Here is a 19,524-nt window from a genome sequence, read left to right as displayed (position 1 = left end):
AAGGAAATACATCATGACCCTCCAAAAGAAATATATATCCCACATTTGTACTCTCGCTTCTAACTACAGCTTTACCCCTGTTCAAAATGAAGTGCATGGCAATACTGGCTTTATAAGTATTGAGTTAGAGAAGGTGATGGGCAGCCAAGCTAAAATCGGTTACAACTTCCAAGACAGCAAAGTTACATTCGCCATCAGTATTCAAGGTGAACGAGTACCAAGCCAAGACGGAAAAACTGACTATTTCGATTTTCTAATCAAATATGATGACGTTAATGGATTTGGTGAGTTTGAAGATCGATTACATGCAGAGTTAGCCGCGCTCAGTTCAACACTAGGTTTGCAAGAATCCCCACATGAGAAAAGTGTCAAAGAACTTTTGTTGCATTACCCGAAAGCCGAACTAGCAACAAAAGATAACGTCAAAAAAGGCAGTGTACTTTGTAATGACCTTCGCTGCGGTCTAATGATTGTGACACAGGAGATGTTAGATTTCGGAAGCGACTTTCAGTATTTCTACGTTATAGGTCATGCCACAATGCAAGACCTTATTGATGATTCACAGTCTCAATAACTCGAACTTAGTATGTGCCCATGCCTTTGCTTTTAAAGCAAAGCTGGGCAATTACTTAAGGAGATGCCATGAAGTCTTATCACTCAGAATTAAAATCGGTTACTAAAGCAACTGTACTTACTGCTGTAAATATTCTTGCTGAAGGAAAACGAGCCTGGGGAATAGCAGATCAAGACGGCCAGTTAATTGGTTTGTACGAGAATCAAAGCCCATTCTTCATTGAACAGTCATCAGTCGCTTTTAAAAAAGCGGGTGGCAACCTACACATAGGTGCCGTTTACAGAGCCTACACTGCAACAAAGTTTGGTAACCAATACGCACCACTGTATGTCTTATCCGATGAAAAAGAGGAATCTATTTCAGAGACTGACTCTTTGGATCCTATCATAGCGCAAATGGAAGAACTCGTTATTCAATGCAACTCATACTTGAACAAACGTCAAAACCCACAAACAACGGATAACATAATTGATAGTGTTTGTTTTGAAGTTGATAAAGGCAACGACTAACGACTTAACCCAAGTATCTGTCTAAATATCTAGATAGGATTAAACTAATAACTAAGCCTCCCGATCATGGGGGGCTTTTTTAATTCTTCACAACAACTCTTGGGTGGGTTTTAAACGCTCAAATTTGAACTTTGAAAGGGAAATTGGTTTAACTGCTTAACATGAACTCTATGATTAGTTCAATTCACTCGAGATTCGACATGTGCTGAGTCCCAAGCTAAACCTTTAATCAAATAAGAATACAAGAGTACGGTTTGTTAATCAAACCTATGCGTTTGTGTCTAGCTATACGCTATTGCAAAATATTTACAGAGCACTTAGATGCACTTTACTGATAAGAGCTTATTGTAATCAGTAAAGTAGTCCTCCAACTCTTGCATTCGTATCTGTCCTGGAGCCTCTGAGTAAGAACGCGTTTCCGAACCGAAGGTTAATGTCCCCTTTCCAAAACGAGTGTTCAACAGGTCGACAGTGGTATTTAGTGACTCTTTGTTATCAAAATCATTGAACAGTTCAAACTGCTTCTGGTAACCCGAATCAATCAACTCATTCGCCCCTACGCCTACTTTGTAGATCGGCTGACTTAGAAGACAAACCGGCAACAAACTCTTGATTGCCCCTGAAACCGACTGAAGTGAAAATGATGTGTCTGACACCCCTTGCTCAAAATTGATGTCTATCCGATTGTTAAAGGCGGGACATTTATCATGTATTGATGTAGATACGAATATGGACAGAGTAAGTGTTTCAGATTCTTGAATTCTTACTTTTCTCATTACTTCGGAAGTATGATGAGCGATTTCCGCTCTAACCATCTCGATTGAACGTAGTCGGTCTCTGTATGATGACGTCGACCAAATTTGCTTTTTCTTACTTCTCACATGATCAAAATCTAGTACTGGAACAGAATTTAGTTCATGGATAATGTTCGCAACATTAATACCATATCGCTTTTGATAGATCTTCGGTTCGCACTGCTTTAGCTGAAATGCCATTGCTAAACCATCGCGTTTCAAATGCTCGGATAATCTCGCTCCCACTCCCCATACTTGTTTTATTGGCATCATACGAAGTATCGCATCTATTTGAGTACAAGAATCAAGTACGCACTGGCCATTGTATCCGTCGACATTTTTTGCGGCCCACGACGCCGCTTTTGCGAGCGTTAGGCTTGCACCAACACCTGCCCCTGTTGCAACCCCTGTTTCCTTGTAGACCTTTTTCCGTATCTTCTGTATGTAGGATGGCATGTCCACTCCAATATCAAACAGATGCTGAACACAGAAAAAGGATTCATCAACGGAGTAGCGCATACTTCTACAGCCAGCCATGTTTAACTCTAAACAGGTTTGAAATGCATTAGATAGGTGACCTAGCGTAGAAAAATTGGCCTTGAAAACCGCTCCATGATAGAGCTGAAGTTTATCGATTTGCGACCAAATAGGTTTGAATTTTTTTAAATTTACCTCACTACTTTTCCTATTGGCTGCAATCACTATTCCTTGTCCAGCAGTGACTAGAATAGGCTTGTCTTTGTATTGAGGTTTATACAACGTAGACGAATTGGCATAAAACCGCGTCCCATCGATCAAAGCAAACAAAATGGTGCCCTCATTGGTGTTGTGGAGTCCGAAGAAGACGAAGAGTATATCTCACCACGCCATGCAATCTTACGTAGTCAGAACTCGTTACATGATGCGCTTTAAAGCTCGGGTTGTCTGAGTAAAGCCGATGAGTGACGCGATCAAGTCGCTTCAGCACCAAGTCATGGTTTAACGCAACAACAACTGCATCATGTTCACGAGGCGACAAATGCCTTTCCAAAACTAAAAGATCCCCTTCATAAACAAAAGGCATCATTGATAAACCCTGGGCACGGCAAAAAATTGTCGAGTGGTCTTGTTCAACGATAAGTTGGTGTAAATCTAAATCGGTCATATTTTCATGAAATGGAAGTAAAGGAGGATCACGATAGTGATGGATAGATAGTATGACCACGCCGAGTAAAAGCACCCCATCTTCCCAGCTGTTCCGTTGGGCATCGCCCCATTTTACGATCGCCAGCTCCCCCCATGCCTCAAGTAAAACCACGTCTGAAAGAAGTGGAGAACATGCAGAATCCACCAGCAACCAATCCTTCCTTTTTATACCCGCAGCTAAGTGATCGCATGGACTACTAATAAGCGAACTGCTTGATGGGGAATGAACAAAGGTTTGAGTAAGCGATAGCTTCTGTTTTAAAAAGGTGTGCGTTGGATTTTCAAATCCTGTAATGCCGCAATTAATGTCGAGTGAAATCATACGCCCTACTAATGACTGTACATTTAAACAGTATACAGTTTGAGTAAGCATATTGAAAAGGCCTATAATCAATGGAATATCTTGAAAACGCGATTCATTGCTTGATCATTAATCACTTAAACGGCATATTTGAAATTCCACAGTCAGAATCGATGCAATCCCATCTGACACAGCAACGCTGGCATCATTGAACAACACTCCCCGCCATTTGGTGGACCAAACCTAACGGTATTCACACAAGGAAATAAAAATGACGACTTTCACTGTAACTTGGAAAATTGAAGCAGAAACAGCTAGCGACGCTGCAAAACAGGCTAGAGAGATTCTGCTAGACACTGATTCAGAGGCTCTTGATTTCAAGGTTGTTAACGAGTCAACTAAAGAAGCAGATAATGTAGACCTTTTAACTTTACCGTACCAAAAATATTTTAATGAATTGCAATCAAAACTAGAGCAATTTGATAATAGCATTGAGCTAACATCAGAGTTTAGTGATACGGCTTATGAAGATAATCTACCAATCAGGATAGCGGTAGAGAACTTCTTTGAAGCGTGGGAGTTGGATCTATCGAATTTAACACCGCTGTCTGGTGAGGTTAAAGAGCACCATTCACAAGTAAGAGAACTTACCCGCCCTTACGTTTCTATCTCTGAGCAGCAATATGTGGAATTAATGAAAGGCAAAGCTGATTTTTATCGTACAAACGGCGGGTTGGTAGTTACGTTCGGCAAAGCCGATAACGGTTGGGCGCTAATGCCGCTTAATCAAGAGGCAGGACAGCGTGTTTTAGACCAACAATAATAAAAAGGCGCACAGTCTTCGACCTCTGTGCGCCCTAGCCACTCAAACAAGGTGCAAAAGTAGGTTGCACTTTACCGTAAAAACACCTACACATCCAATAGGTAAATCCATGCTTAAAGATTTAGAGCCGTTATTAGAACAGGTATACGCAGAGGGTAACTACGATGCCGAGGGCGCAATTATGCGTTTTGGTCATGGCGACTGCCATGATCTTACTTGGGCGTTACATGAAAAATTTGGTGCAAAAATAGTTGCTATTGTAGGACAAGATTCGGGTATGCCAGTTCACTCTTGCGTACTGCTTAATGAAAGCACCACTTTGGACGCTTACGGTATTAACGCTTTGGAAAAGACCGTAGAACGTTACAGCAAGATCGCTATGGAGGCCATACAAGAGCCAGTGATTGCAAAAAACGTTGATAGCGACTGGATAAGTGCTTTTGGTGGAAATCTGTATGAAGAACCCGAAGATGTGCTGGTGGAGTTTGAGCCTGTTATGCAATTGCTAGATATAACTTTGGAGAACTGTTTTGACCAATCAAGAATTTAGAGACCAAATCGCCAAGTGGCAAGCGTTGTTAACGGCAGCGAATGTCACGCAAAGCGATGGCAAGCCGATCCCCGATAAATTTTTTCATATCTTTCTAGGGCTAGGGTTTTCCACTTTCACCAAGTTAGTTAACGGCAAAGAGTCGCTTCGACCAGTGCCACCCTATATTGCTAAAATGGTGCGTTATATTGACCGTCTAGAGCCAGTTCCTTGTTGTTTGGCACATCGAAGGTGGCGAACCACAATCAGTTATTTCTTCAGGAATGACACCAGATGAGGTATGGAAACATGTTGTCAACTGGCACATGAGTTCATGCGGGTTGGAATTGGAAGATAAATATGATCACTGCTTCCTTGACCACATCAAACCACTGGAAACCTTTCTTTCCTCCATAGAACTTTAAAAGTATTAACCTTCATTACTATATAAAAGCCCTCTATCTTGGATTGGATAGAGGGCTTTTTATATTAGTGGGGAAAGACTCAAGGGCAACACTCTATATAATCCATTAACGGTTGATAACGATAACCTCTTTGAATGATTAATCAGCAGTAGATGTTGAAGGAGTAATCAACTCAGTTGGTCCAAGACGATATTTTTTAATCAAGACCGACCATACTTCTTTCTGAATCTCTCTACATTCCTCTGAACTAAAAATGACATTGCCGTTGGAAAGAGTCATATCAAAATTTCTTGCGGCATGTTCAACTACATCATTGAATCTAACAACGGTTTCAAGCACCTCTGGTGTGTCAATGTTCGCTGTAACTATCGTGATCTCGCCAGAAAATACCGAACCTTTAACGGGCATAGGGCTCAAGTGGACAGAATAGACAAATTTGGCCGTTGTGCCTACGACACTGGCGATGCCCTTGTCTGTATTGAACTCTAATCCAATTTTCATATTGATTACTCCCCAATCTCTTGTACACGATAAGACTCAACATAACGGATTTTGACAATTTGCTCAGTGTCCTTCCAATGTCGGTCACCATACACTTGAATTTTCAATTTACCGCCTTCCATTTTTTTAAGAACGTGGCACCGCATTTTATAATCTTTACCACTTTGACCAATGGCATGACGGCACGACAGAACATGAGTTGCATTCTTATAATCAAGTTCCATCATTTATTCCTCTAAGTGTTTCAGGTAACGATTTGCCAATAGGTACGATTCGTGCCAATTATTCGGATCTAGATCTTCACTCATAATTGACCCTCTTCATTTTCTAGCGTTGTCTATTAAAACCAGACAGGAAAAAACTAAGATTTAATTGAATTAGCCTGTTCATAGGCATCCAACATTTGATAAAAATTGTCATAGAGTTCATGTTTCTCAGCATTCTGAACCACGGTTTGTAGACTAAAATTATGTTGAAGCGCATAAAGCCGAAGCCTAATGTTATGAATTCCATCTCTTGCCGCGTAACCGGCGCAAACATACTCTTTACTCTCTAAACTTTCATGACATGCAAACAAATTTCTAAAATCATCATTAGTGCGGCCCCGCGCTGGAGACGTTGACGAAAGGTTACGCATCATTCCCATATCAAAGTTGGCTATATCCTTACCACCAGCAGCACTCGACTTCTTCCAAGGACAATTCTTGCAAGGCTTATTAGCAATACACTTACTCATACCGATTTATTTCCCCCTCACAGCTTGGTTGTTGCGACAAGTTCAACCATTTCTTGTTTACCTTTCGGACTATCAAGATAAGCCTCTTGTTTCTCGATGTACTGGTGACGGGCTTCAACTGGATCAAAATGAGTGCCGTTTGTTTCATTGTACTCGCCTACTGATTGTTCCAAAGCAGCGTCCCATTTTTGATAGGGAGCGCCACAACCATGCTTAGCAGTAAAAGCTTGATCTGCTACTTTGATTGCACTCATTACTACTGAATAATCTAGTTCCATCGTAAAAATCCTATATGTTGTGTACCGGCAACCGCGACCGCATACTAGATATTGTGTTGTTGTAATAGGGCTATTTCCCCTTGGACTAGTTTGATAATTTGCTTTCAAGAAATTCAGCAATTGGATCGAAGTATAGAAAAGCAAAAATCTCTTCACTATGATTGAACCCTAGTACAATCAAAATGAGCATTGTAATAACAGCAATTGATGCTTTCGCTCGTTCCATTATTTCCCCTTTAGTCATCAAAATGGTCATCTGGTAGGTTGTGGGTATCACCACCGCACTCGGGGCATTGACCGTTATCTAAAATATCACCGCGCCAAAAACCACAACCATTTTCACACTCAACAGCATTGAACATATCGGCTTCATCACGCGACTGAACTTCATGATCATTAAGTCGAGGTTCATCATCACCATCATAAAAGTCGTACATTTGGCTAATTCCCCCTCTACGCTTCGTTATCTTGCTTTAGCTTGATTTTGAAAGCCGCATTACTAGCAACTGATTCGCCAATAGACGCGTCTTTCAATTGTGATATATCAGCCTTAACGAACACCGCTTTAAGATCTGAGAGTAACTGTGATTCGTTAACGATCATTGTTTCGTTACTACCCTCTACTTGAACCTCATAAACCACACCGTAATCACGCTCAATGCGTTCTAAAATCTCTGCGTTTCTAGTCGGTTCACCGTCAATGCAAACCTGCACTTTTTGACCACTTGTTACCATGAACAATTTCCCCTCTAGAACTCTATTTTTTTAATTTACGTCCTATCAACCACAGACGGAAATCAACGTATTTCAACCTAACAAACAAACCGATAACAACAATACTACCGAAGCCAAGAACGAACGGAATGATAGATAATGTTACTGCGATCATTCCTGATACCATTGCCCCGATAACTAAAATTACGGTTAGGATTGAGGCAACAACACAAAAATATTTAACTGCTTTTATTGCTTCAGCTTTCACTAGCTTCCCTCTAATTTGGCATTAGATGATTTTCGACAACGTAATCATCACGCTCAAATAACTCTAAAAGCTCACCTTCAAGGCTTGCTACTATGTTCTCTTCATAGCAAAGAGCAACAAAACCATCGTGGCGTTCAGTTGCATCGAACCCCACAGTTAAACCGCCAATAATAGTAAGTACGTGGCTATCTGTTCTTTTTACATGTGTTACTTTCAACATTGACTATTTCCCCCGCTACTTTTCACCAAGCCTAATGAACTCGATAAACTCGTCAAATTCCAAACTATTAACCCAATCACCATATTCGTCTTCAGTCATGGTGTCGATTGAGTCTCGAATAGCTTCCATTTTTACCATTAAACTTGCAGCAGCCACTTCATTTGTTTCGCTGTAATCAGATTTGGCTTTTACCGATTCTTTAGCAGGAATTTTCTTTTCCAGATAACGTTTGATTACAGATTTAGCCTCTGAAATTGCCTCATCTTTAGTGTCAAACTGTTGAGCGTCTTGAATAGCTGTTTTGATACCATCGACGATTAAATCAGGAACGAACACTAACCCACGTTTAGAATTAAACTGTTGAATGTAAGTCGCTTCTTACTGCATCCTTAGTTCCCCTTAAAGAGTGGCTTCACTGCCGAGAAGCGGTTTTTTCACTGTGTGGTAATAATCATTAGTGCCGTTTAGCTCTCCACTTTCTGTGCCACAAAGCCATGTTTTACAAACATCAAAAACTTGTTTTGCTTCAGCATCAGATAGATAAATATCACAACCATTTCCATAAGCTTTTACGCTTTCTAGTGAAGATAGGTTTTCATTGATATACTCTTGAGCTGCGTTATCAAGAATACCTTCAGCTACTTCTAATAGTTTCATACTCATTTTATTTCCCTTTACTGAATTATCGAACAAAATTTAACTATAACACTTATGACGCATATTTCAATAACAGTTAAGTGTTATTTTTTAGTTTTATTATGTCACTGACTTGTCTATCAAGACCAATGATTCTTTTTGCGAGACGCGCCACAGCTTCTTGCTTAACTCCATGTTTATTTGCAGATCCAGACTGTGTTTCACCATACAAAATATGGTCGATAGTTGCGTTCAATAAATCCGCATTCGCCACTCTAGTTAATTTCACTAAAGCTCTAATATAACGCTCGTTCATAGCACCTCAAAAAATAACATATATAATACATTATAAGATAACACATAAAGGTTATAATCAGAAAGCCAGTTCTGCTAATTGCTTCATGCTAATTGGGTCTGTCGCTAGTAATTTCTTGGTCGTATTTATGTCTCGGTTGCCTAACGATTTGTGGATACTCGGTACATCAACGCGCCCTTTAAGTTTTAACGCAAAGGTTCTACGGCCTGTTTCAACAGATGGAGATTCCACTCCTCCGTTACGAAGTAACCTTTTTATGTAGTTATTTAAACTCGGACTATAGTAACTAACCTTATCACTGGCACTTCTCTTACTAAGGATTTTGAACTCGCCATATCGTGATCTAGTAAAGAAAGAAGCAGTGGGTTCAAAGCCACAAAATCTATCGGGATGATTACCATCAACCGCCCTTACCGAAACATAATTCTCTATAAATTTAATAAGTTTTGGATTGACTAAATATACAGTTCTAGGCATTTCGCTACGCACCTCAAACGACTTATTTATCCGTCCATCTTTACGAATAATATCCTCTGTTTGAATGCGTGAAATTTCGATAGTTCGTAAACCAGTACCTAAGAAAAACCCTAAAAGACATAATGACATCTCTGGGTCTGGACTTTGATTTTTGGTTACTTTAAATAACCAAGCTTGGTTATCGATCACTGGTGGTAGAGCCATACACAAAACCTCAATATTATGGGTATTGTGATAACTCTAGTTCAGATTTAGTGAATTGTTAGATTCTGAAGCTATATCAGCCCAACCAATCAGGGGAAATTGTGAACATTAAACTTAGTTCTGCATGTGTTTAATACATAAACCAAACCAACCAGGGGTCTGAATCGCAACATAAAAGGCATGTGACCCTTTCTTCCATTCTGCTGACCCATTAAACAGAAAAGCGTTGGCTCTGCATTCGTTGAGTGACCATTGACTTGTGATATTTCTCGGCGTCTGAGCCTTTAATGAGCACTGACGACCACATCTTTTTGTGTCACCAGATTTCAGTTTTGAAGCTCGTGTATTACGAATACTTCCACAATCACAAACACATTCATAAATATTGCCTTGCCGAGGCAGTTTCTCAAGGAACCGGACCACCAACAGCTGGTGGAGTTTTTCACCGGACTGAATACTAACGGTACGTTTCGCTGCAAGGCCTTTCACAATCTTCTTTTTTAGACAACCACAAGAGTTCACATCTCCTTTGCCAATAAAATATGACCTTAATTGGACTTCTTCCCCACAGTCACCTGTTTCGGTGTGGTCAATCAAATTTTGATTAATTGATGTTTAATTGACATACTAAGTATTCAAATTGATAATTTCGATGCAATCTGGTTATCACAGCAACGCTGGCATCACTTCTCACCTTCCATTGTCTTTATGGCAATACTCCAAACAACACACAAGGAAATAAACAATGAACAAATTTAACTTCACTACTGAAATACATGTAGCAGTTCTCAGTTCTTATTTGAATCAATTCCCAGTGGGTACATTCCAGAAACTAGCCGAACTGGATAATGCCTCATGGCATGCAAGCCAACAGTTAGGGATGAATGCTCAAATCTATGCTCACAACGAAAAAATGTCTGAAATTGAAAACATCATTCGCGATATGTCTAAGTACAAGATTGAGCGAATTGAAGAGCATGTATTAATTAGTCTTGGGCTGGCCCCCAGAACAAGTGACTTGCTTTACATAAGCGATATGACAGACATCATTGCTAAGTCCCACCCGAAGTTGGAGAAAGAGTTATCGCAATCTTTTACTGGCCAAAGTGGTACATTGAAGATCAGTGATAGACACTCGATCTTGATCAATGGCAAATATATTTCTCTTAGTACTGATGGTAAATCAGGGCCACAAAAATACATGACTAGCAAAAGCCTTCAGGAAATACTGTCTGAAATCCACTAACCCTTCTGAATGGCCACCAACTGACTTTCAGTTTGTTGGCCAAGGAATCAATATGAAATACCTCTATATTATTATTAGTAAGAACGAGCAGTACCGAACCCAATTGTGGTTAGGTATTTGGTTGATGTTTGGTATGACCTACGTTCTAGTTACCTATAAAGACTGGCCTAGCTTTAATTTGCCTTTACAGTTGTTATTTGCTCAAGTCTTTTGTACCTACCTATCGTTAATGTCGGTACAAAAATACAAGAAAATTGCGCAGAGTGTTGGCAAGTGGTATGACAGTGCGACTACGGCTGTCACTGCCCTACTAACGCTATCGTGCCTGTACCTTGTTTTTACAGATACTGGACTTGATTACCAACTCTTTATCTCCTGGTTCTCTATCTTTATCCTGGCGATCGCAGCATTGATGGTGATCAGTGATTCTAAAGTCCAAAATAAACCAACTCTCACCTTAGTCGCCGTTTCGATAGTCCTTCTAGGGATAGGGTTAAACCTGTAAAGTTGATGTTTAAGCCCACGTTATGTGGGCTTTTCTTTGTCTAGAATTTACAGATTTCGCTGCTTACAATTAAAGGCGCGATGAATATTTACAATGCAATCAAGCATGCAAATTCACTTAAGTTAAGAAAATGTCGGGAATTCATCCGTAAAATTGAATATTAATTCATAAGCAATAAAAACTTACCAGTCTAAGTGCGTCTTTCATTTCGATCACTTTCATTGAAAAGAAAATCCAATACTTCTCAAGTGACCGTTGAAAATGGCACCAATTAAGTGGCGTTTAAAGTTTCATTCCACAAATACGGCTAGCATGGTTCGCGTATTCGTCACTAACGTAGACAGGAAAAATACAAAGGCTATGTTCATTCAGTAAGGAACAATCATGAAATTAAGAAAACGTGCTCAAGATGCCTATTTGTATATTATGGGTGAGACTTCAGTAGATGCTTCATACCCTGATAGGGCCACTGCAATTGATAGACTTGGAGACGAACTAAAAATTGAGTTCGCGTACTTCTATCAATCTAATTACACCGCAATTGGTGCGATTATGGACCGATACCGCCTACTTCAGAAAGTCCAAGAACGCGTTGGAAAAGTCGATAAATTTAAAAAAATTGAAGAATTTTACATAGACCGAGCCCAACGCTTAACGGTCAGTCATCGTTCACAACAACTTAAGATCGTTAAAAAAAAATGGCACAACCTATTTAAAGGGGCAACTCCTCTCTGTTTGACGTGCATTAGTTGTGATGACCAAGCAATGATTAATGATGTAATGTTAATCAAGCAAATATTGGAAGCCATTGAAAGTATCTCAATTTGTCTTTCACCATTGCTATTTATGAATTTAGTCAGTAATGGGGAGCTCTCAAAAGAAGAACATAGCTCTATTAGGAAGCCGCTTATCTTTAAGTCGATGGAACGAGTGTTAAATAAGTCTGAAGGTACCATTAGAATGCCAACGAACCTTGAAGCTTATGGACCATTCTGGAGTAATAGCGACCGATTTGACCAGGCAATGAATTTACTAGATAACATTGTTCTTAAAGCAGCAGGTAATGAAATTTTCTCTCTTGAAGATGCAGAAACCAATATAAAAGCGATCAATGCTCTCTCCGTCACTCGAAATGTCATTCCAATCCAATCAGAAGCGCTCTCTACTTATTGGACGACCTTTACTGTTTATCAAGCTGTGATGAAGAAAACGAATACGAATAAAACAAACGCTAAAATCATCATGATGAAGACAAGAAATTGTTAATACAACCATAAATTGATATTCGTATGTGCTTGATGCAACGTTATTTATAGAAATTGCAACCATAAAATGATGATGGTTTTTCGAGATTATTTTTAACAAAGTCAGCATTAGTTGTCTTTAATAACAATGACTTAAAATCCTGAATATCATTATATGGTTGTATTATCGTTTTATGGTTGTTTCAACAGAAATAGTGCAATCAATGATCACGTTAGAAAAAATTGGGCATGTCAGCGTAGCAGTAGTTCAATGGACATCAAACCACGGTCAAAACCTAGAGAGATTTGAACTAAGTCCTAGTTGTTTCGGTTTAACCAATATATAGTTAAATGGAAACAACGATAAAATCGATGCTCACCATTTATCACAGCTCTGCTGGCATCATTTAGTACCCTATCCCACCCTCAGTTGGTGGAACGGCCTTTCGGCCAAACTCACAAGGAAAATACCATGAAAATAAGCATCTTCAATTTCGGTGTTAAAACCATTAATGGTTCATTAATCGGCACAATCGATGGGGTTGAATTCCCAACTCAAATCAAATCTAGAAATTCAGTTATCACATTTCTTAGAAATCGTATTGCCAATGAGGCAAGTGATTTTGTTGAGGAGTGTCTTGCTATCTGGCAAGTGATGTACCGCTTTCCACTAGCAAGAAGTGCTCACTATAACGAAAAAACTTTTAACCTGATCCTCAAATTGTTTAACAACGGTGTAAAACCACGTTCTGACATCAATCTACATGTTGATAGACGTACTTACTTCCAACTAAACGATAAAGGCGAAGTTATCGATTTTATGCATCGCTTTTGTCCGACTGACGGAATCCAACAACCACATAACGGAGAGCACTGGGTCAACCATAAATGTCAAACCATTCATGATGGCGCAACCGTGGTTCCATGGGGTGAGAAGAATGGCAAACCGGAGGTCATCAATGGTTTTTTCATTGTTAGCCTCTTTGATCATAATAAGGCTCACCTACTCGATTTATACCTCCATGGTAAGAATGAAGTCATCAGCTGCGGTAGTTGCACTAAGTACCTTTATCCTGGTGTAGCATTCGACTACTCACCGAGCGAAGTGTTACTTCTTGCGAATAAGGCAGGGTTACCTATGGATATAATGGAAACTCTGCTGTTTTCAATCGAGTATGGAGTCAATGACGGCGACGTTTGCATGTCGGAGTTTGATGTTACTGCAATCGATGAGGCTCAGTTTCCAATCAACTACTATTGGAAACTGTGCTAATGAAAATATATCCCTTCTTAATCAAGCCTTAGCAATGTGCTAAATACAAACTCGCAAACCAACCAATAGTAATATCTATTGGTTGGTTTTTTTATAAATTCAGATATAGGCCATTCAAGAATTTCAAATAAATCAATATTAATTCCAAAAAATTCATTAATTACTCTGATATATTTGTTTGAAAAATTGTGGGTAACTCCTTACTTTACACGTCCAAACTTATTAGAATTTATTTATTTGAATTTCAATTTAAGCGTCTGTATTTAAATCATTTAATACCCCCTAATGCATTAAAGTTTGGCGACGGGAAATTGACATGGATATTAAAATGACGCTCAGAAGTTAGTTATTGTTAATTCTATTAGTTACATGAATTCTCATAACAAACAAGGATCATAGCAATTTTTATTGTATTTAAAGTGGAAAAATTATGAGAAAATAAGTTATTACAAAGTTAAATAACCACCTCTTTGTAATCAAGGAATTGATTGAGTAACTTTTATTATCAGAGGAAAATATGAATCGATTATTATATAGCGTCATGATAGCCAGTATTGCTTTGACTGGATGTAATGATGACAGTTCATCACCTTCAGCGGCTACCGAATCATCTTCAGAAACGCTTGAATACCGTGCAATTGATGGTTATCTGGGGTCAGCATCTATCTACAGCGACAGAAATGGCAACATGATTGCTGAAGAGTCAGAATTTATTGGTACAACGGACTCGCAAGGTAGAATCTCTGTGTCGGCGTTAGACGCTCAATTTGCCGTTATTGTTCGCGTAATTGCTGGGGTGACGACTGATACTGATATTCAGGGCACAGTATCAGAGTCTAAAGAGCTTATTGCAAAAAGTGGCATTCAATACATCACTCCATTATCCACCCTTGCGGCTATTCAGAATATGAATCTAGAAGACTTGGCCGCTGAGTTGGGTCTCGACCCTGATCAAGTGACGGGGGATTTTATCGCAAAGGGTCATAAGAAAACTCACGCAATCAATCGGTCAATTAACAAGCTATTGAAAACGTCTCTGGCTGACTCAGTTTCTAACAAGCAGACCATAAAAAATAACAGTGCCACTATTGTTCGTCATATCGAAGACTCTAACTTTAGCGATTCAGATCTTACCGATTTAGTATTGATTATTAATGATGATGGTAGTGTTGGTAACAGTACATCAGGCAGCGAGAATAAGCGCGACTTCAACGTGGATGATCTTAGAGTCGTGTGGGAACAGAAAGACTTTACCGAAATTTCTTATACACCTGATGTCGTCGATCAAGGTTTCCACCCTTGCTACATTCGCTTACTCGACACTGAACACCTTATTGTTGGTAACTGTATGCAAACAAAGTTCCTGAAGCTTAGCGTTAATACAGGCCAAATTGTGGCTGAATCTGAGCAGTTTAGTTCGGGGGTCATTTCTTCCTGGTATATTGATGGGCCATTTCTCGCGTTGATAGATTCAAATGGTTCTGACATCTATTTGGGTGATTCTCTTGAGCGCGTGACACCTGCCCCTGAAGATCTGGTATATGACAGTGCACAAATCATTACAGCTATACCCCATTCTGTTGTGTACCGTGGTGAAGATGTAGGCATTGACTATCGACTATCGACAGCAACGTGGAAATCATTCAAGAACGTATATGCAAGAGGGGGAGAGTTTTCACAATGGCGTGGTGATGAAATGGAAAGGTATTCATATACCTTAGATGGAGTGGAGACCAGTACAGCCGCCGAAAGCCGTGGTGGAATGCAAATGTCCATCATAAACTACTACAATGCTCTTGTTGATGATATAGGTCTACCTTCTCCAAAGGGAACCTTACAGGATGTTCGAGTTGAATGGATAAAGGACGATATCTATGTAGCCGCCGTCGATTTTGAACCAAATTTTGCAAGCAGTGACCACCACTTTTTGAAAGTCGGGAATACGACATATCATCTAGGCAAAATGTTTGGTGGGCATTGGCAAATAGGTTTAGGAGACGACAATATCTATTCTTATTCTGCTTTTAAAGGGCAAGGAAATGAGAATCACATCATTCGACAATATAGCTTAAAGACTGGCCGACTCGTTGGGCAATGGGAGGAAACATTAAACGGTCTTCCTGCTAACCTTTACAATATTATCTATACGTCAAAGGGAATATTTGCTAATTCAGACTCATACAGTACAGTGATTCGACTTGATTCACAGTAATCAACGATTTTAGCCATAAACGTCAGTATTGAGCTTTTCATAGTCAATACTGGCGGCATCTCCGTAAAATCAAACTCCAGACGTTTACCTAGCTGCATCACACCTACAAGAAAGTCCATAATCATGCGTACTAACGCCACTGCTAATGGTTGTTAAATCCTAACTTAAAACCTTGCATGAGGATGGTGAACACGCGATTTCCTAAGTGCTGTTCCCTTTAGCGGCGACTCAGCGCATGTTGCACCTCTAAATAATGCGTTAGAGGTCGGGGAATTGGTGTGATCGCCCTCCGCTTTGCATATTTCTACGCGAGTGAATCATCTAGATTTCTATCTAGGACTGCCCTACCTCATGATGAAATAGGGCTTTTACCTTACCTGATTACGTTTTTTACAGATAGACTGGCACGTTAAGAGATTTTCCTATGTGCTTTTTAGTTACGAATGATAGTAACATTAGGGAAAGTAATGCACCTTTAAACTATTGTTACTACATTAGAAAATTAAAATGAGTGCAGGGGTTTTGTAAATGGAAGTCATATCTTCATACAACAGTAAGGAAAATAAGAATACCTCTATCAGTGTTAGTTATGAGGCCGAAGATGCTCTTGGGTTTGTCTCAATCCAAACAGTGCTTGGTAATGGCGAATTCGTTAGGAAAGAGAAATTCATTGGAAATGCAAGAGAACTCAAAGCTCTCAGTCTGCTTATTCAAGCGGCAATAGAATTGCTCACACCGGATAAACCTAACGTGAACCATGATCAAGCAAGCATTTTGGGGAAGATAGATCCTTTTTATGATGATGTAGTTGACGATGAATTCCCATACATTGAAGTTGGTGAATTTCTGTCAGGATTAGTCCGAATAGAATTAAAGTATGATGATCCTGAAATAGATAATGATTTTTATACCTCAAACGAAATCAACGGCGTTTTTATTGATCTTAATGTTGGAGAGGCTACACATTTTATTCACTACCTACACATCGCAATACCAATACTTCGGAAGAATGAAGACAATTAATAGCCATATCAAGCATAAGTTCCTTTAGTCCGAGTTCCTATGTGACCTATATCAATCAATAACTTATATGAATAGGCTAAATTTTAAACTACAATATGGGAAACGGGAATTCCTATATTGAAGTATGACTGACGAATTAGAGTTTAAATGGGTTTTAAACCCACCCAAGAAAACAGTTAAACAACCAGACATTATTAGTCCAAACGACTTTGATTCTCTTGTGTCTCGTATAAATAATGCAGGGGTAGATCCTTTAGTTGCTGCGAGAAATCAAAGCATACTCTGGCAAACGTATGGTAGTGCATTTAGGGCTATAGAATGCAGCAAATGGTTAATTCGTGAAGCCCTCTACCCAAGTGGCGAAATAATGAAATTAACGCGGATTCGATCTGATGCCACTAAAGGTAACTATCCAATCATTGCGCCAGTAGTTATTGATAAGCAGCGAGCTTACCTAGATCAATGGTTACAACTCAGAGTTAAGCATCGGATTGGGCTAAATCAAACAGGGAAGAAAGTCGATTTATACAGAGGCTTAAACCCCGATTCGCCAGTGTTTTTGAGTTACCGTCACCAAGAGTGGCAACCGTTCTCACTAACACGCAAAGTGACCAAGAGTCGAGAATATTTTGTTGCAACCGCAATGCAAAACGCCATAAGTCGCTTATACAAGGACTACGGCCACCCGAACTGCTCAAGTCACACAGGCCGTCATTCGATATCAAGATTAATGGCGAAAGTATTAGAAGGTAAAACCACGGATGTAGAACTACGAAAAGTCATTCAAAACCTTCTGCACCATAGAGATGAGCGTTCGCAAGACGATTACCGAGAGATTAATTGGAAAAGCTTGCGTGAAAAAACCAAGAATATGTTTAAGTAAGGATGTTTTAGATGACACTTATCACTAATAACGAGTACCAAGACTGGATAACCAGCTTAAAGGCTCAAGTCAGGTATTCTCAACAAAAAGCGTCATTGGCTGTAAATTCTGAGCTGATAAAGCTGTATTGGTCTATTGGTAAACAGATTTCTGAAAAGCAAACCCAATCAGGATGGGGGGCTAAGGTAATCGAACAACTCGCGAATGATTTGAAAATAGCGTTTCCTGATATGAAAGGTTTCTCTCTCACTAACCTTAAATATATGAAGAGTTTTGCTGAAACATGGTCAGATTTCCAAATTAGCCAACAAGCTGTTGACCAAATTCCGTGGGGGCACAATATTGTTCTGATTCAGAAACTTAAAAGTAACAATGAACGCTTATGGTATGCAGATAAAGCGATTGAGAACGGATGGTCAAGAGCGGTCTTAGTACATCAAATTGAAAGCAAGCTTATCAATAGACAAGGTAATGCCGTCAACAATTTTAACACCACTCTACCACCAGTCACCTCAGAGCTTGTCGCTCAAACACTTAAAGATCCTTACTCATTTGATTTTCTAAGTCTCTCTGAGGCAGCCAAAGAACGAGAAATAGAGCAAGGCTTAATGAAGCATGTCTCAGCTTTCTTACTAGAGCTTGGTAGCGGATTCGCCCTTGTCGGAAAGCAATATAACTTAAATGTCGGCGGCGATGACTTCTTTCTAGATTTGTTGTTTTTCAATATAAAGCTGAATTGCTATGTCGTGATTGAACTTAAGGCAGACAAATTGACACCTCAAAATGTTGGACAGTTAGATTTCTACTTAGCTGCGGTTGACGGTGAACTCAAGCAGCCAAACCACGCGCCAACAATTGGCCTTCTACTTTGTAAGGAGCGTAACCGAGTAGTAGCCGAATACGCCGTCAGAAATAAAACGTCTCCGATAGGTATAGCCGAGTACACGCTATCTGAAACCCTCCCTAAAGAACTTCAAGAAGGATTACCCACAATTGAAGATATAGAGGCTTCTCTGTCTGTGGAACTAACAGGAGCGAAAGGCGATGACTGATAAGCCAAGTAAGACTCAAACTTCTTTTCTACGACGGTTGCTGGTGGCCTATCTAATTGATAGCGGGAAGAACACTGTACCAGCAATCATTGATGCTACAGGAATGCCACGTAGAACCGCACAAGACACGATAAAGGCACTGCATGAGATAGAGGTCAAAGTAGAACAGCACAATCGCGGAGAATACCGAATTTTAGATTGGGGGGCTGTAAACAGAGAATGGATAAAAATTAACTTTACGCACGTCTGTAGCGTGCTATCATATGACATGGAATGAATAATCATCTTGAACATACCGTTAGGTCGGCTTAGGAAAAATCATGGCTAAAACTCATCTAAAAGTGTCAGGCGTAGATGCTAGAGAAAGTGGTCAAACACAGTTCGAATACGATCACCAAACAGCGTGTGGCTATGTTCGAGATAGCGTCACAAGAAATATGGATCATGTTGATTGCAAACACTGCTTACGCTCTAAAGAAATGCAACATTATCACCAATTGAACAGAACTCTAACCGACAGCCAAGGCTGTTATTAGTAATAGGAAATTGAATGCTGGAATTGTGGATCAATGGCGAAATGCGAGGTAGTACGGTAC

General features: G+C 39.7%; 30 protein-coding genes. 15 read left to right on the top strand and 15 right to left on the bottom strand.

Features of this window, described 5'->3' with window-relative positions; genetic code table 11:
* Positions 1 to 13 precede the first annotated feature (13 nt).
* The gene (locus tag A1QO_RS00700) at positions 14 to 574 is read left to right on the top strand and encodes a hypothetical protein (protein WP_017041276.1); all 561 of its coding nucleotides are present in this window, start codon (positions 14 to 16) and stop codon (positions 572 to 574) included.
* Between the two features lie 68 nt (positions 575 to 642).
* Positions 643 to 1,083 carry a hypothetical protein gene (locus tag A1QO_RS00695; protein WP_017041275.1) on the top strand — a complete coding sequence of 147 codons (441 nt, stop codon included), beginning with the start codon at positions 643 to 645 and terminating at the stop codon, positions 1,081 to 1,083.
* Positions 1,084 to 1,400: 317 nt separating this feature from the next.
* Here A1QO_RS00695 and A1QO_RS00690 read toward each other — a convergent pair whose 3' ends face one another.
* Together A1QO_RS00690 and A1QO_RS00685 are read right to left on the bottom strand one after the other, a co-directional pair.
* The gene (locus tag A1QO_RS00690) at positions 1,401 to 2,684 is read right to left on the bottom strand and encodes a hypothetical protein (protein ID WP_017041274.1); all 1,284 of its coding nucleotides are present in this window, start codon (positions 2,682 to 2,684) and stop codon (positions 1,401 to 1,403) included.
* A 10-nt stretch (positions 2,685 to 2,694) separates the two neighbouring features.
* Positions 2,695 to 3,384 (bottom strand): S24 family peptidase, encoded by a 690-nt coding sequence (locus A1QO_RS00685; RefSeq protein ID WP_026027061.1) that lies wholly within the window; start codon positions 3,382 to 3,384, stop codon positions 2,695 to 2,697.
* Positions 3,385 to 3,634: 250 nt separating this feature from the next.
* Between A1QO_RS00685 and A1QO_RS00680 the strand changes: the two genes are divergently transcribed.
* The 3 genes from A1QO_RS00680 to A1QO_RS00670 all read left to right on the top strand — a co-directional run bounded on the left by A1QO_RS00680 (position 3,635) and on the right by A1QO_RS00670 (position 5,013).
* Complete coding sequence (locus A1QO_RS00680) at positions 3,635 to 4,186, top strand: hypothetical protein (protein ID WP_017041272.1); 552 nt, start codon at positions 3,635 to 3,637, stop codon at positions 4,184 to 4,186.
* 109 nt (positions 4,187 to 4,295) lie between these two features.
* Entirely contained in the window at positions 4,296 to 4,736 is a 441-nt protein-coding gene (locus A1QO_RS00675; RefSeq protein WP_017041271.1) for a hypothetical protein, read from the top strand.
* On the top strand, positions 4,717 to 5,013 hold the full coding sequence (locus tag A1QO_RS00670; protein ID WP_017041270.1) for a hypothetical protein: 297 nt from the start codon (positions 4,717 to 4,719) through the stop codon (positions 5,011 to 5,013). Before A1QO_RS00675 ends, A1QO_RS00670 begins: the two co-directional genes overlap by 20 nt.
* Positions 5,014 to 5,278: 265 nt before the next feature.
* Here A1QO_RS00670 and A1QO_RS00665 read toward each other — a convergent pair whose 3' ends face one another.
* From A1QO_RS00665 to A1QO_RS00605, 13 genes are all read right to left on the bottom strand, one after another.
* A complete protein-coding gene (locus A1QO_RS00665) occupies positions 5,279 to 5,641 on the bottom strand; it encodes a hypothetical protein (protein WP_017041269.1) in 363 nt (120 codons plus the stop codon).
* A gap of 5 nt (positions 5,642 to 5,646) precedes the next feature.
* On the bottom strand, positions 5,647 to 5,868 hold the full coding sequence (locus tag A1QO_RS00660) for a hypothetical protein (RefSeq protein WP_141707103.1): 222 nt from the start codon (positions 5,866 to 5,868) through the stop codon (positions 5,647 to 5,649).
* 134 nt (positions 5,869 to 6,002) lie between these two features.
* Positions 6,003 to 6,377, bottom strand: a complete 375-nt coding sequence (locus A1QO_RS00655) for a DUF6283 family protein (RefSeq protein WP_017041267.1) — start codon at positions 6,375 to 6,377, stop codon at positions 6,003 to 6,005.
* A 17-nt stretch (positions 6,378 to 6,394) separates the two neighbouring features.
* Complete coding sequence (locus A1QO_RS00650) at positions 6,395 to 6,655, bottom strand: hypothetical protein (RefSeq protein ID WP_017041266.1); 261 nt, start codon at positions 6,653 to 6,655, stop codon at positions 6,395 to 6,397.
* Between the two features lie 236 nt (positions 6,656 to 6,891).
* Entirely contained in the window at positions 6,892 to 7,092 is a 201-nt protein-coding gene (locus A1QO_RS00645) for a hypothetical protein (protein ID WP_017041264.1), read from the bottom strand.
* Positions 7,093 to 7,108: 16 nt separating this feature from the next.
* On the bottom strand, positions 7,109 to 7,390 hold the full coding sequence (locus A1QO_RS00640; RefSeq protein ID WP_017041263.1) for a hypothetical protein: 282 nt from the start codon (positions 7,388 to 7,390) through the stop codon (positions 7,109 to 7,111).
* A gap of 22 nt (positions 7,391 to 7,412) precedes the next feature.
* Entirely contained in the window at positions 7,413 to 7,637 is a 225-nt protein-coding gene (locus A1QO_RS00635) for a hypothetical protein (RefSeq protein WP_017041262.1), read from the bottom strand.
* Positions 7,638 to 7,647: 10 nt separating this feature from the next.
* Complete coding sequence (locus A1QO_RS00630; RefSeq protein WP_017041261.1) at positions 7,648 to 7,857, bottom strand: hypothetical protein; 210 nt, start codon at positions 7,855 to 7,857, stop codon at positions 7,648 to 7,650.
* Positions 7,858 to 7,872: 15 nt separating this feature from the next.
* Complete coding sequence (locus A1QO_RS00625) at positions 7,873 to 8,193, bottom strand: hypothetical protein (RefSeq protein WP_017041260.1); 321 nt, start codon at positions 8,191 to 8,193, stop codon at positions 7,873 to 7,875.
* 63 nt (positions 8,194 to 8,256) lie between these two features.
* The gene (locus tag A1QO_RS00620; RefSeq protein WP_017041259.1) at positions 8,257 to 8,520 is read right to left on the bottom strand and encodes a hypothetical protein; all 264 of its coding nucleotides are present in this window, start codon (positions 8,518 to 8,520) and stop codon (positions 8,257 to 8,259) included.
* Positions 8,521 to 8,590: 70 nt separating this feature from the next.
* Positions 8,591 to 8,809, bottom strand: a complete 219-nt coding sequence (locus tag A1QO_RS00615) for a hypothetical protein (protein ID WP_017041258.1) — start codon at positions 8,807 to 8,809, stop codon at positions 8,591 to 8,593.
* 57 nt (positions 8,810 to 8,866) lie between these two features.
* Entirely contained in the window at positions 8,867 to 9,490 is a 624-nt protein-coding gene (locus A1QO_RS00610) for a site-specific integrase (RefSeq protein ID WP_017041257.1), read from the bottom strand.
* Positions 9,491 to 9,604: 114 nt separating this feature from the next.
* Positions 9,605 to 10,012: a hypothetical protein gene (locus A1QO_RS00605; RefSeq protein ID WP_026027060.1), complete on the bottom strand. Its 408-nt coding sequence runs from the start codon at positions 10,010 to 10,012 to the stop codon at positions 9,605 to 9,607.
* 223 nt (positions 10,013 to 10,235) lie between these two features.
* Here A1QO_RS00605 and A1QO_RS00600 point away from each other — a divergent pair, with 223 nt between their 5' ends.
* The 10 genes from A1QO_RS00600 to A1QO_RS00555 all read left to right on the top strand — a co-directional run bounded on the left by A1QO_RS00600 (position 10,236) and on the right by A1QO_RS00555 (position 19,464).
* A complete protein-coding gene (locus A1QO_RS00600; protein ID WP_017041255.1) occupies positions 10,236 to 10,736 on the top strand; it encodes a hypothetical protein in 501 nt (166 codons plus the stop codon).
* A gap of 52 nt (positions 10,737 to 10,788) precedes the next feature.
* Entirely contained in the window at positions 10,789 to 11,241 is a 453-nt protein-coding gene (locus A1QO_RS00595) for a hypothetical protein (protein ID WP_017041254.1), read from the top strand.
* A gap of 384 nt (positions 11,242 to 11,625) precedes the next feature.
* Entirely contained in the window at positions 11,626 to 12,507 is an 882-nt protein-coding gene (locus A1QO_RS00590; protein WP_017041253.1) for a hypothetical protein, read from the top strand.
* 450 nt (positions 12,508 to 12,957) lie between these two features.
* Positions 12,958 to 13,758, top strand: coding sequence for a hypothetical protein (locus A1QO_RS00585; RefSeq protein WP_017041252.1), 801 nt, complete (start codon positions 12,958 to 12,960; stop codon positions 13,756 to 13,758).
* A gap of 517 nt (positions 13,759 to 14,275) precedes the next feature.
* A complete protein-coding gene (locus A1QO_RS00580) occupies positions 14,276 to 15,970 on the top strand; it encodes a hypothetical protein (protein WP_017041251.1) in 1,695 nt (564 codons plus the stop codon).
* Between the two features lie 528 nt (positions 15,971 to 16,498).
* Entirely contained in the window at positions 16,499 to 16,993 is a 495-nt protein-coding gene (locus A1QO_RS00575; protein WP_017041250.1) for a hypothetical protein, read from the top strand.
* A 124-nt stretch (positions 16,994 to 17,117) separates the two neighbouring features.
* Positions 17,118 to 17,876 (top strand): hypothetical protein, encoded by a 759-nt coding sequence (locus tag A1QO_RS00570; RefSeq protein WP_017041249.1) that lies wholly within the window; start codon positions 17,118 to 17,120, stop codon positions 17,874 to 17,876.
* A gap of 11 nt (positions 17,877 to 17,887) precedes the next feature.
* Complete coding sequence (locus A1QO_RS00565) at positions 17,888 to 18,928, top strand: PDDEXK nuclease domain-containing protein (protein ID WP_017041248.1); 1,041 nt, start codon at positions 17,888 to 17,890, stop codon at positions 18,926 to 18,928.
* On the top strand, positions 18,921 to 19,205 hold the full coding sequence (locus tag A1QO_RS00560; RefSeq protein WP_017041247.1) for a winged helix-turn-helix domain-containing protein: 285 nt from the start codon (positions 18,921 to 18,923) through the stop codon (positions 19,203 to 19,205). Before A1QO_RS00565 ends, A1QO_RS00560 begins: the two co-directional genes overlap by 8 nt.
* Positions 19,206 to 19,248: 43 nt before the next feature.
* On the top strand, positions 19,249 to 19,464 hold the full coding sequence (locus tag A1QO_RS00555) for a hypothetical protein (RefSeq protein ID WP_017041246.1): 216 nt from the start codon (positions 19,249 to 19,251) through the stop codon (positions 19,462 to 19,464).
* Positions 19,465 to 19,524 lie beyond the last annotated feature (60 nt).

This window comes from Vibrio genomosp. F10 str. ZF-129, assembly GCF_000287055.2.
Classification (GTDB): Bacteria; Pseudomonadota; Gammaproteobacteria; order Enterobacterales; family Vibrionaceae; genus Vibrio.
This window is presented reverse-complemented; position numbering and strand designations above follow the sequence as displayed.

What these genes read in the sequence shown, in the direction of transcription:
- A1QO_RS00600 (WP_017041255.1), top strand. Translation starts at nt 10,236, where the DNA reads ATGAACAAATTTAACTTCACTACTGAAATACATGTAGCAGTTCTCAGT.
- A1QO_RS00630 (WP_017041261.1), bottom strand. Translation starts at nt 7,857, where the DNA reads ATGTTGAAAGTAACACATGTAAAAAGAACAGATAGCCACGTACTTACT.
- A1QO_RS00560 (WP_017041247.1), top strand. Translation starts at nt 18,921, where the DNA reads ATGACTGATAAGCCAAGTAAGACTCAAACTTCTTTTCTACGACGGTTG.
- A1QO_RS00695 (WP_017041275.1), top strand. Translation starts at nt 643, where the DNA reads ATGAAGTCTTATCACTCAGAATTAAAATCGGTTACTAAAGCAACTGTA.
- A1QO_RS00675 (WP_017041271.1), top strand. Translation starts at nt 4,296, where the DNA reads ATGCTTAAAGATTTAGAGCCGTTATTAGAACAGGTATACGCAGAGGGT.
- A1QO_RS00610 (WP_017041257.1), bottom strand. Translation starts at nt 9,490, where the DNA reads ATGGCTCTACCACCAGTGATCGATAACCAAGCTTGGTTATTTAAAGTA.
- A1QO_RS00570 (WP_017041249.1), top strand. Translation starts at nt 17,118, where the DNA reads ATGACTGACGAATTAGAGTTTAAATGGGTTTTAAACCCACCCAAGAAA.
- A1QO_RS00665 (WP_017041269.1), bottom strand. Translation starts at nt 5,641, where the DNA reads ATGAAAATTGGATTAGAGTTCAATACAGACAAGGGCATCGCCAGTGTC.
- A1QO_RS00580 (WP_017041251.1), top strand. Translation starts at nt 14,276, where the DNA reads ATGAATCGATTATTATATAGCGTCATGATAGCCAGTATTGCTTTGACT.
- A1QO_RS00590 (WP_017041253.1), top strand. Translation starts at nt 11,626, where the DNA reads ATGAAATTAAGAAAACGTGCTCAAGATGCCTATTTGTATATTATGGGT.
- A1QO_RS00645 (WP_017041264.1), bottom strand. Translation starts at nt 7,092, where the DNA reads ATGTACGACTTTTATGATGGTGATGATGAACCTCGACTTAATGATCAT.
- A1QO_RS00565 (WP_017041248.1), top strand. Translation starts at nt 17,888, where the DNA reads ATGACACTTATCACTAATAACGAGTACCAAGACTGGATAACCAGCTTA.
- A1QO_RS00620 (WP_017041259.1), bottom strand. Translation starts at nt 8,520, where the DNA reads ATGAGTATGAAACTATTAGAAGTAGCTGAAGGTATTCTTGATAACGCA.
- A1QO_RS00685 (WP_026027061.1), bottom strand. Translation starts at nt 3,384, where the DNA reads ATGATTTCACTCGACATTAATTGCGGCATTACAGGATTTGAAAATCCA.
- A1QO_RS00660 (WP_141707103.1), bottom strand. Translation starts at nt 5,868, where the DNA reads ATGATGGAACTTGATTATAAGAATGCAACTCATGTTCTGTCGTGCCGT.
- A1QO_RS00680 (WP_017041272.1), top strand. Translation starts at nt 3,635, where the DNA reads ATGACGACTTTCACTGTAACTTGGAAAATTGAAGCAGAAACAGCTAGC.
- A1QO_RS00655 (WP_017041267.1), bottom strand. Translation starts at nt 6,377, where the DNA reads ATGAGTAAGTGTATTGCTAATAAGCCTTGCAAGAATTGTCCTTGGAAG.
- A1QO_RS00650 (WP_017041266.1), bottom strand. Translation starts at nt 6,655, where the DNA reads ATGGAACTAGATTATTCAGTAGTAATGAGTGCAATCAAAGTAGCAGAT.
- A1QO_RS00700 (WP_017041276.1), top strand. Translation starts at nt 14, where the DNA reads ATGACCCTCCAAAAGAAATATATATCCCACATTTGTACTCTCGCTTCT.
- A1QO_RS00575 (WP_017041250.1), top strand. Translation starts at nt 16,499, where the DNA reads ATGGAAGTCATATCTTCATACAACAGTAAGGAAAATAAGAATACCTCT.
- A1QO_RS00595 (WP_017041254.1), top strand. Translation starts at nt 10,789, where the DNA reads ATGAAATACCTCTATATTATTATTAGTAAGAACGAGCAGTACCGAACC.
- A1QO_RS00585 (WP_017041252.1), top strand. Translation starts at nt 12,958, where the DNA reads ATGAAAATAAGCATCTTCAATTTCGGTGTTAAAACCATTAATGGTTCA.
- A1QO_RS00640 (WP_017041263.1), bottom strand. Translation starts at nt 7,390, where the DNA reads ATGGTAACAAGTGGTCAAAAAGTGCAGGTTTGCATTGACGGTGAACCG.
- A1QO_RS00555 (WP_017041246.1), top strand. Translation starts at nt 19,249, where the DNA reads ATGGCTAAAACTCATCTAAAAGTGTCAGGCGTAGATGCTAGAGAAAGT.
- A1QO_RS00615 (WP_017041258.1), bottom strand. Translation starts at nt 8,809, where the DNA reads ATGAACGAGCGTTATATTAGAGCTTTAGTGAAATTAACTAGAGTGGCG.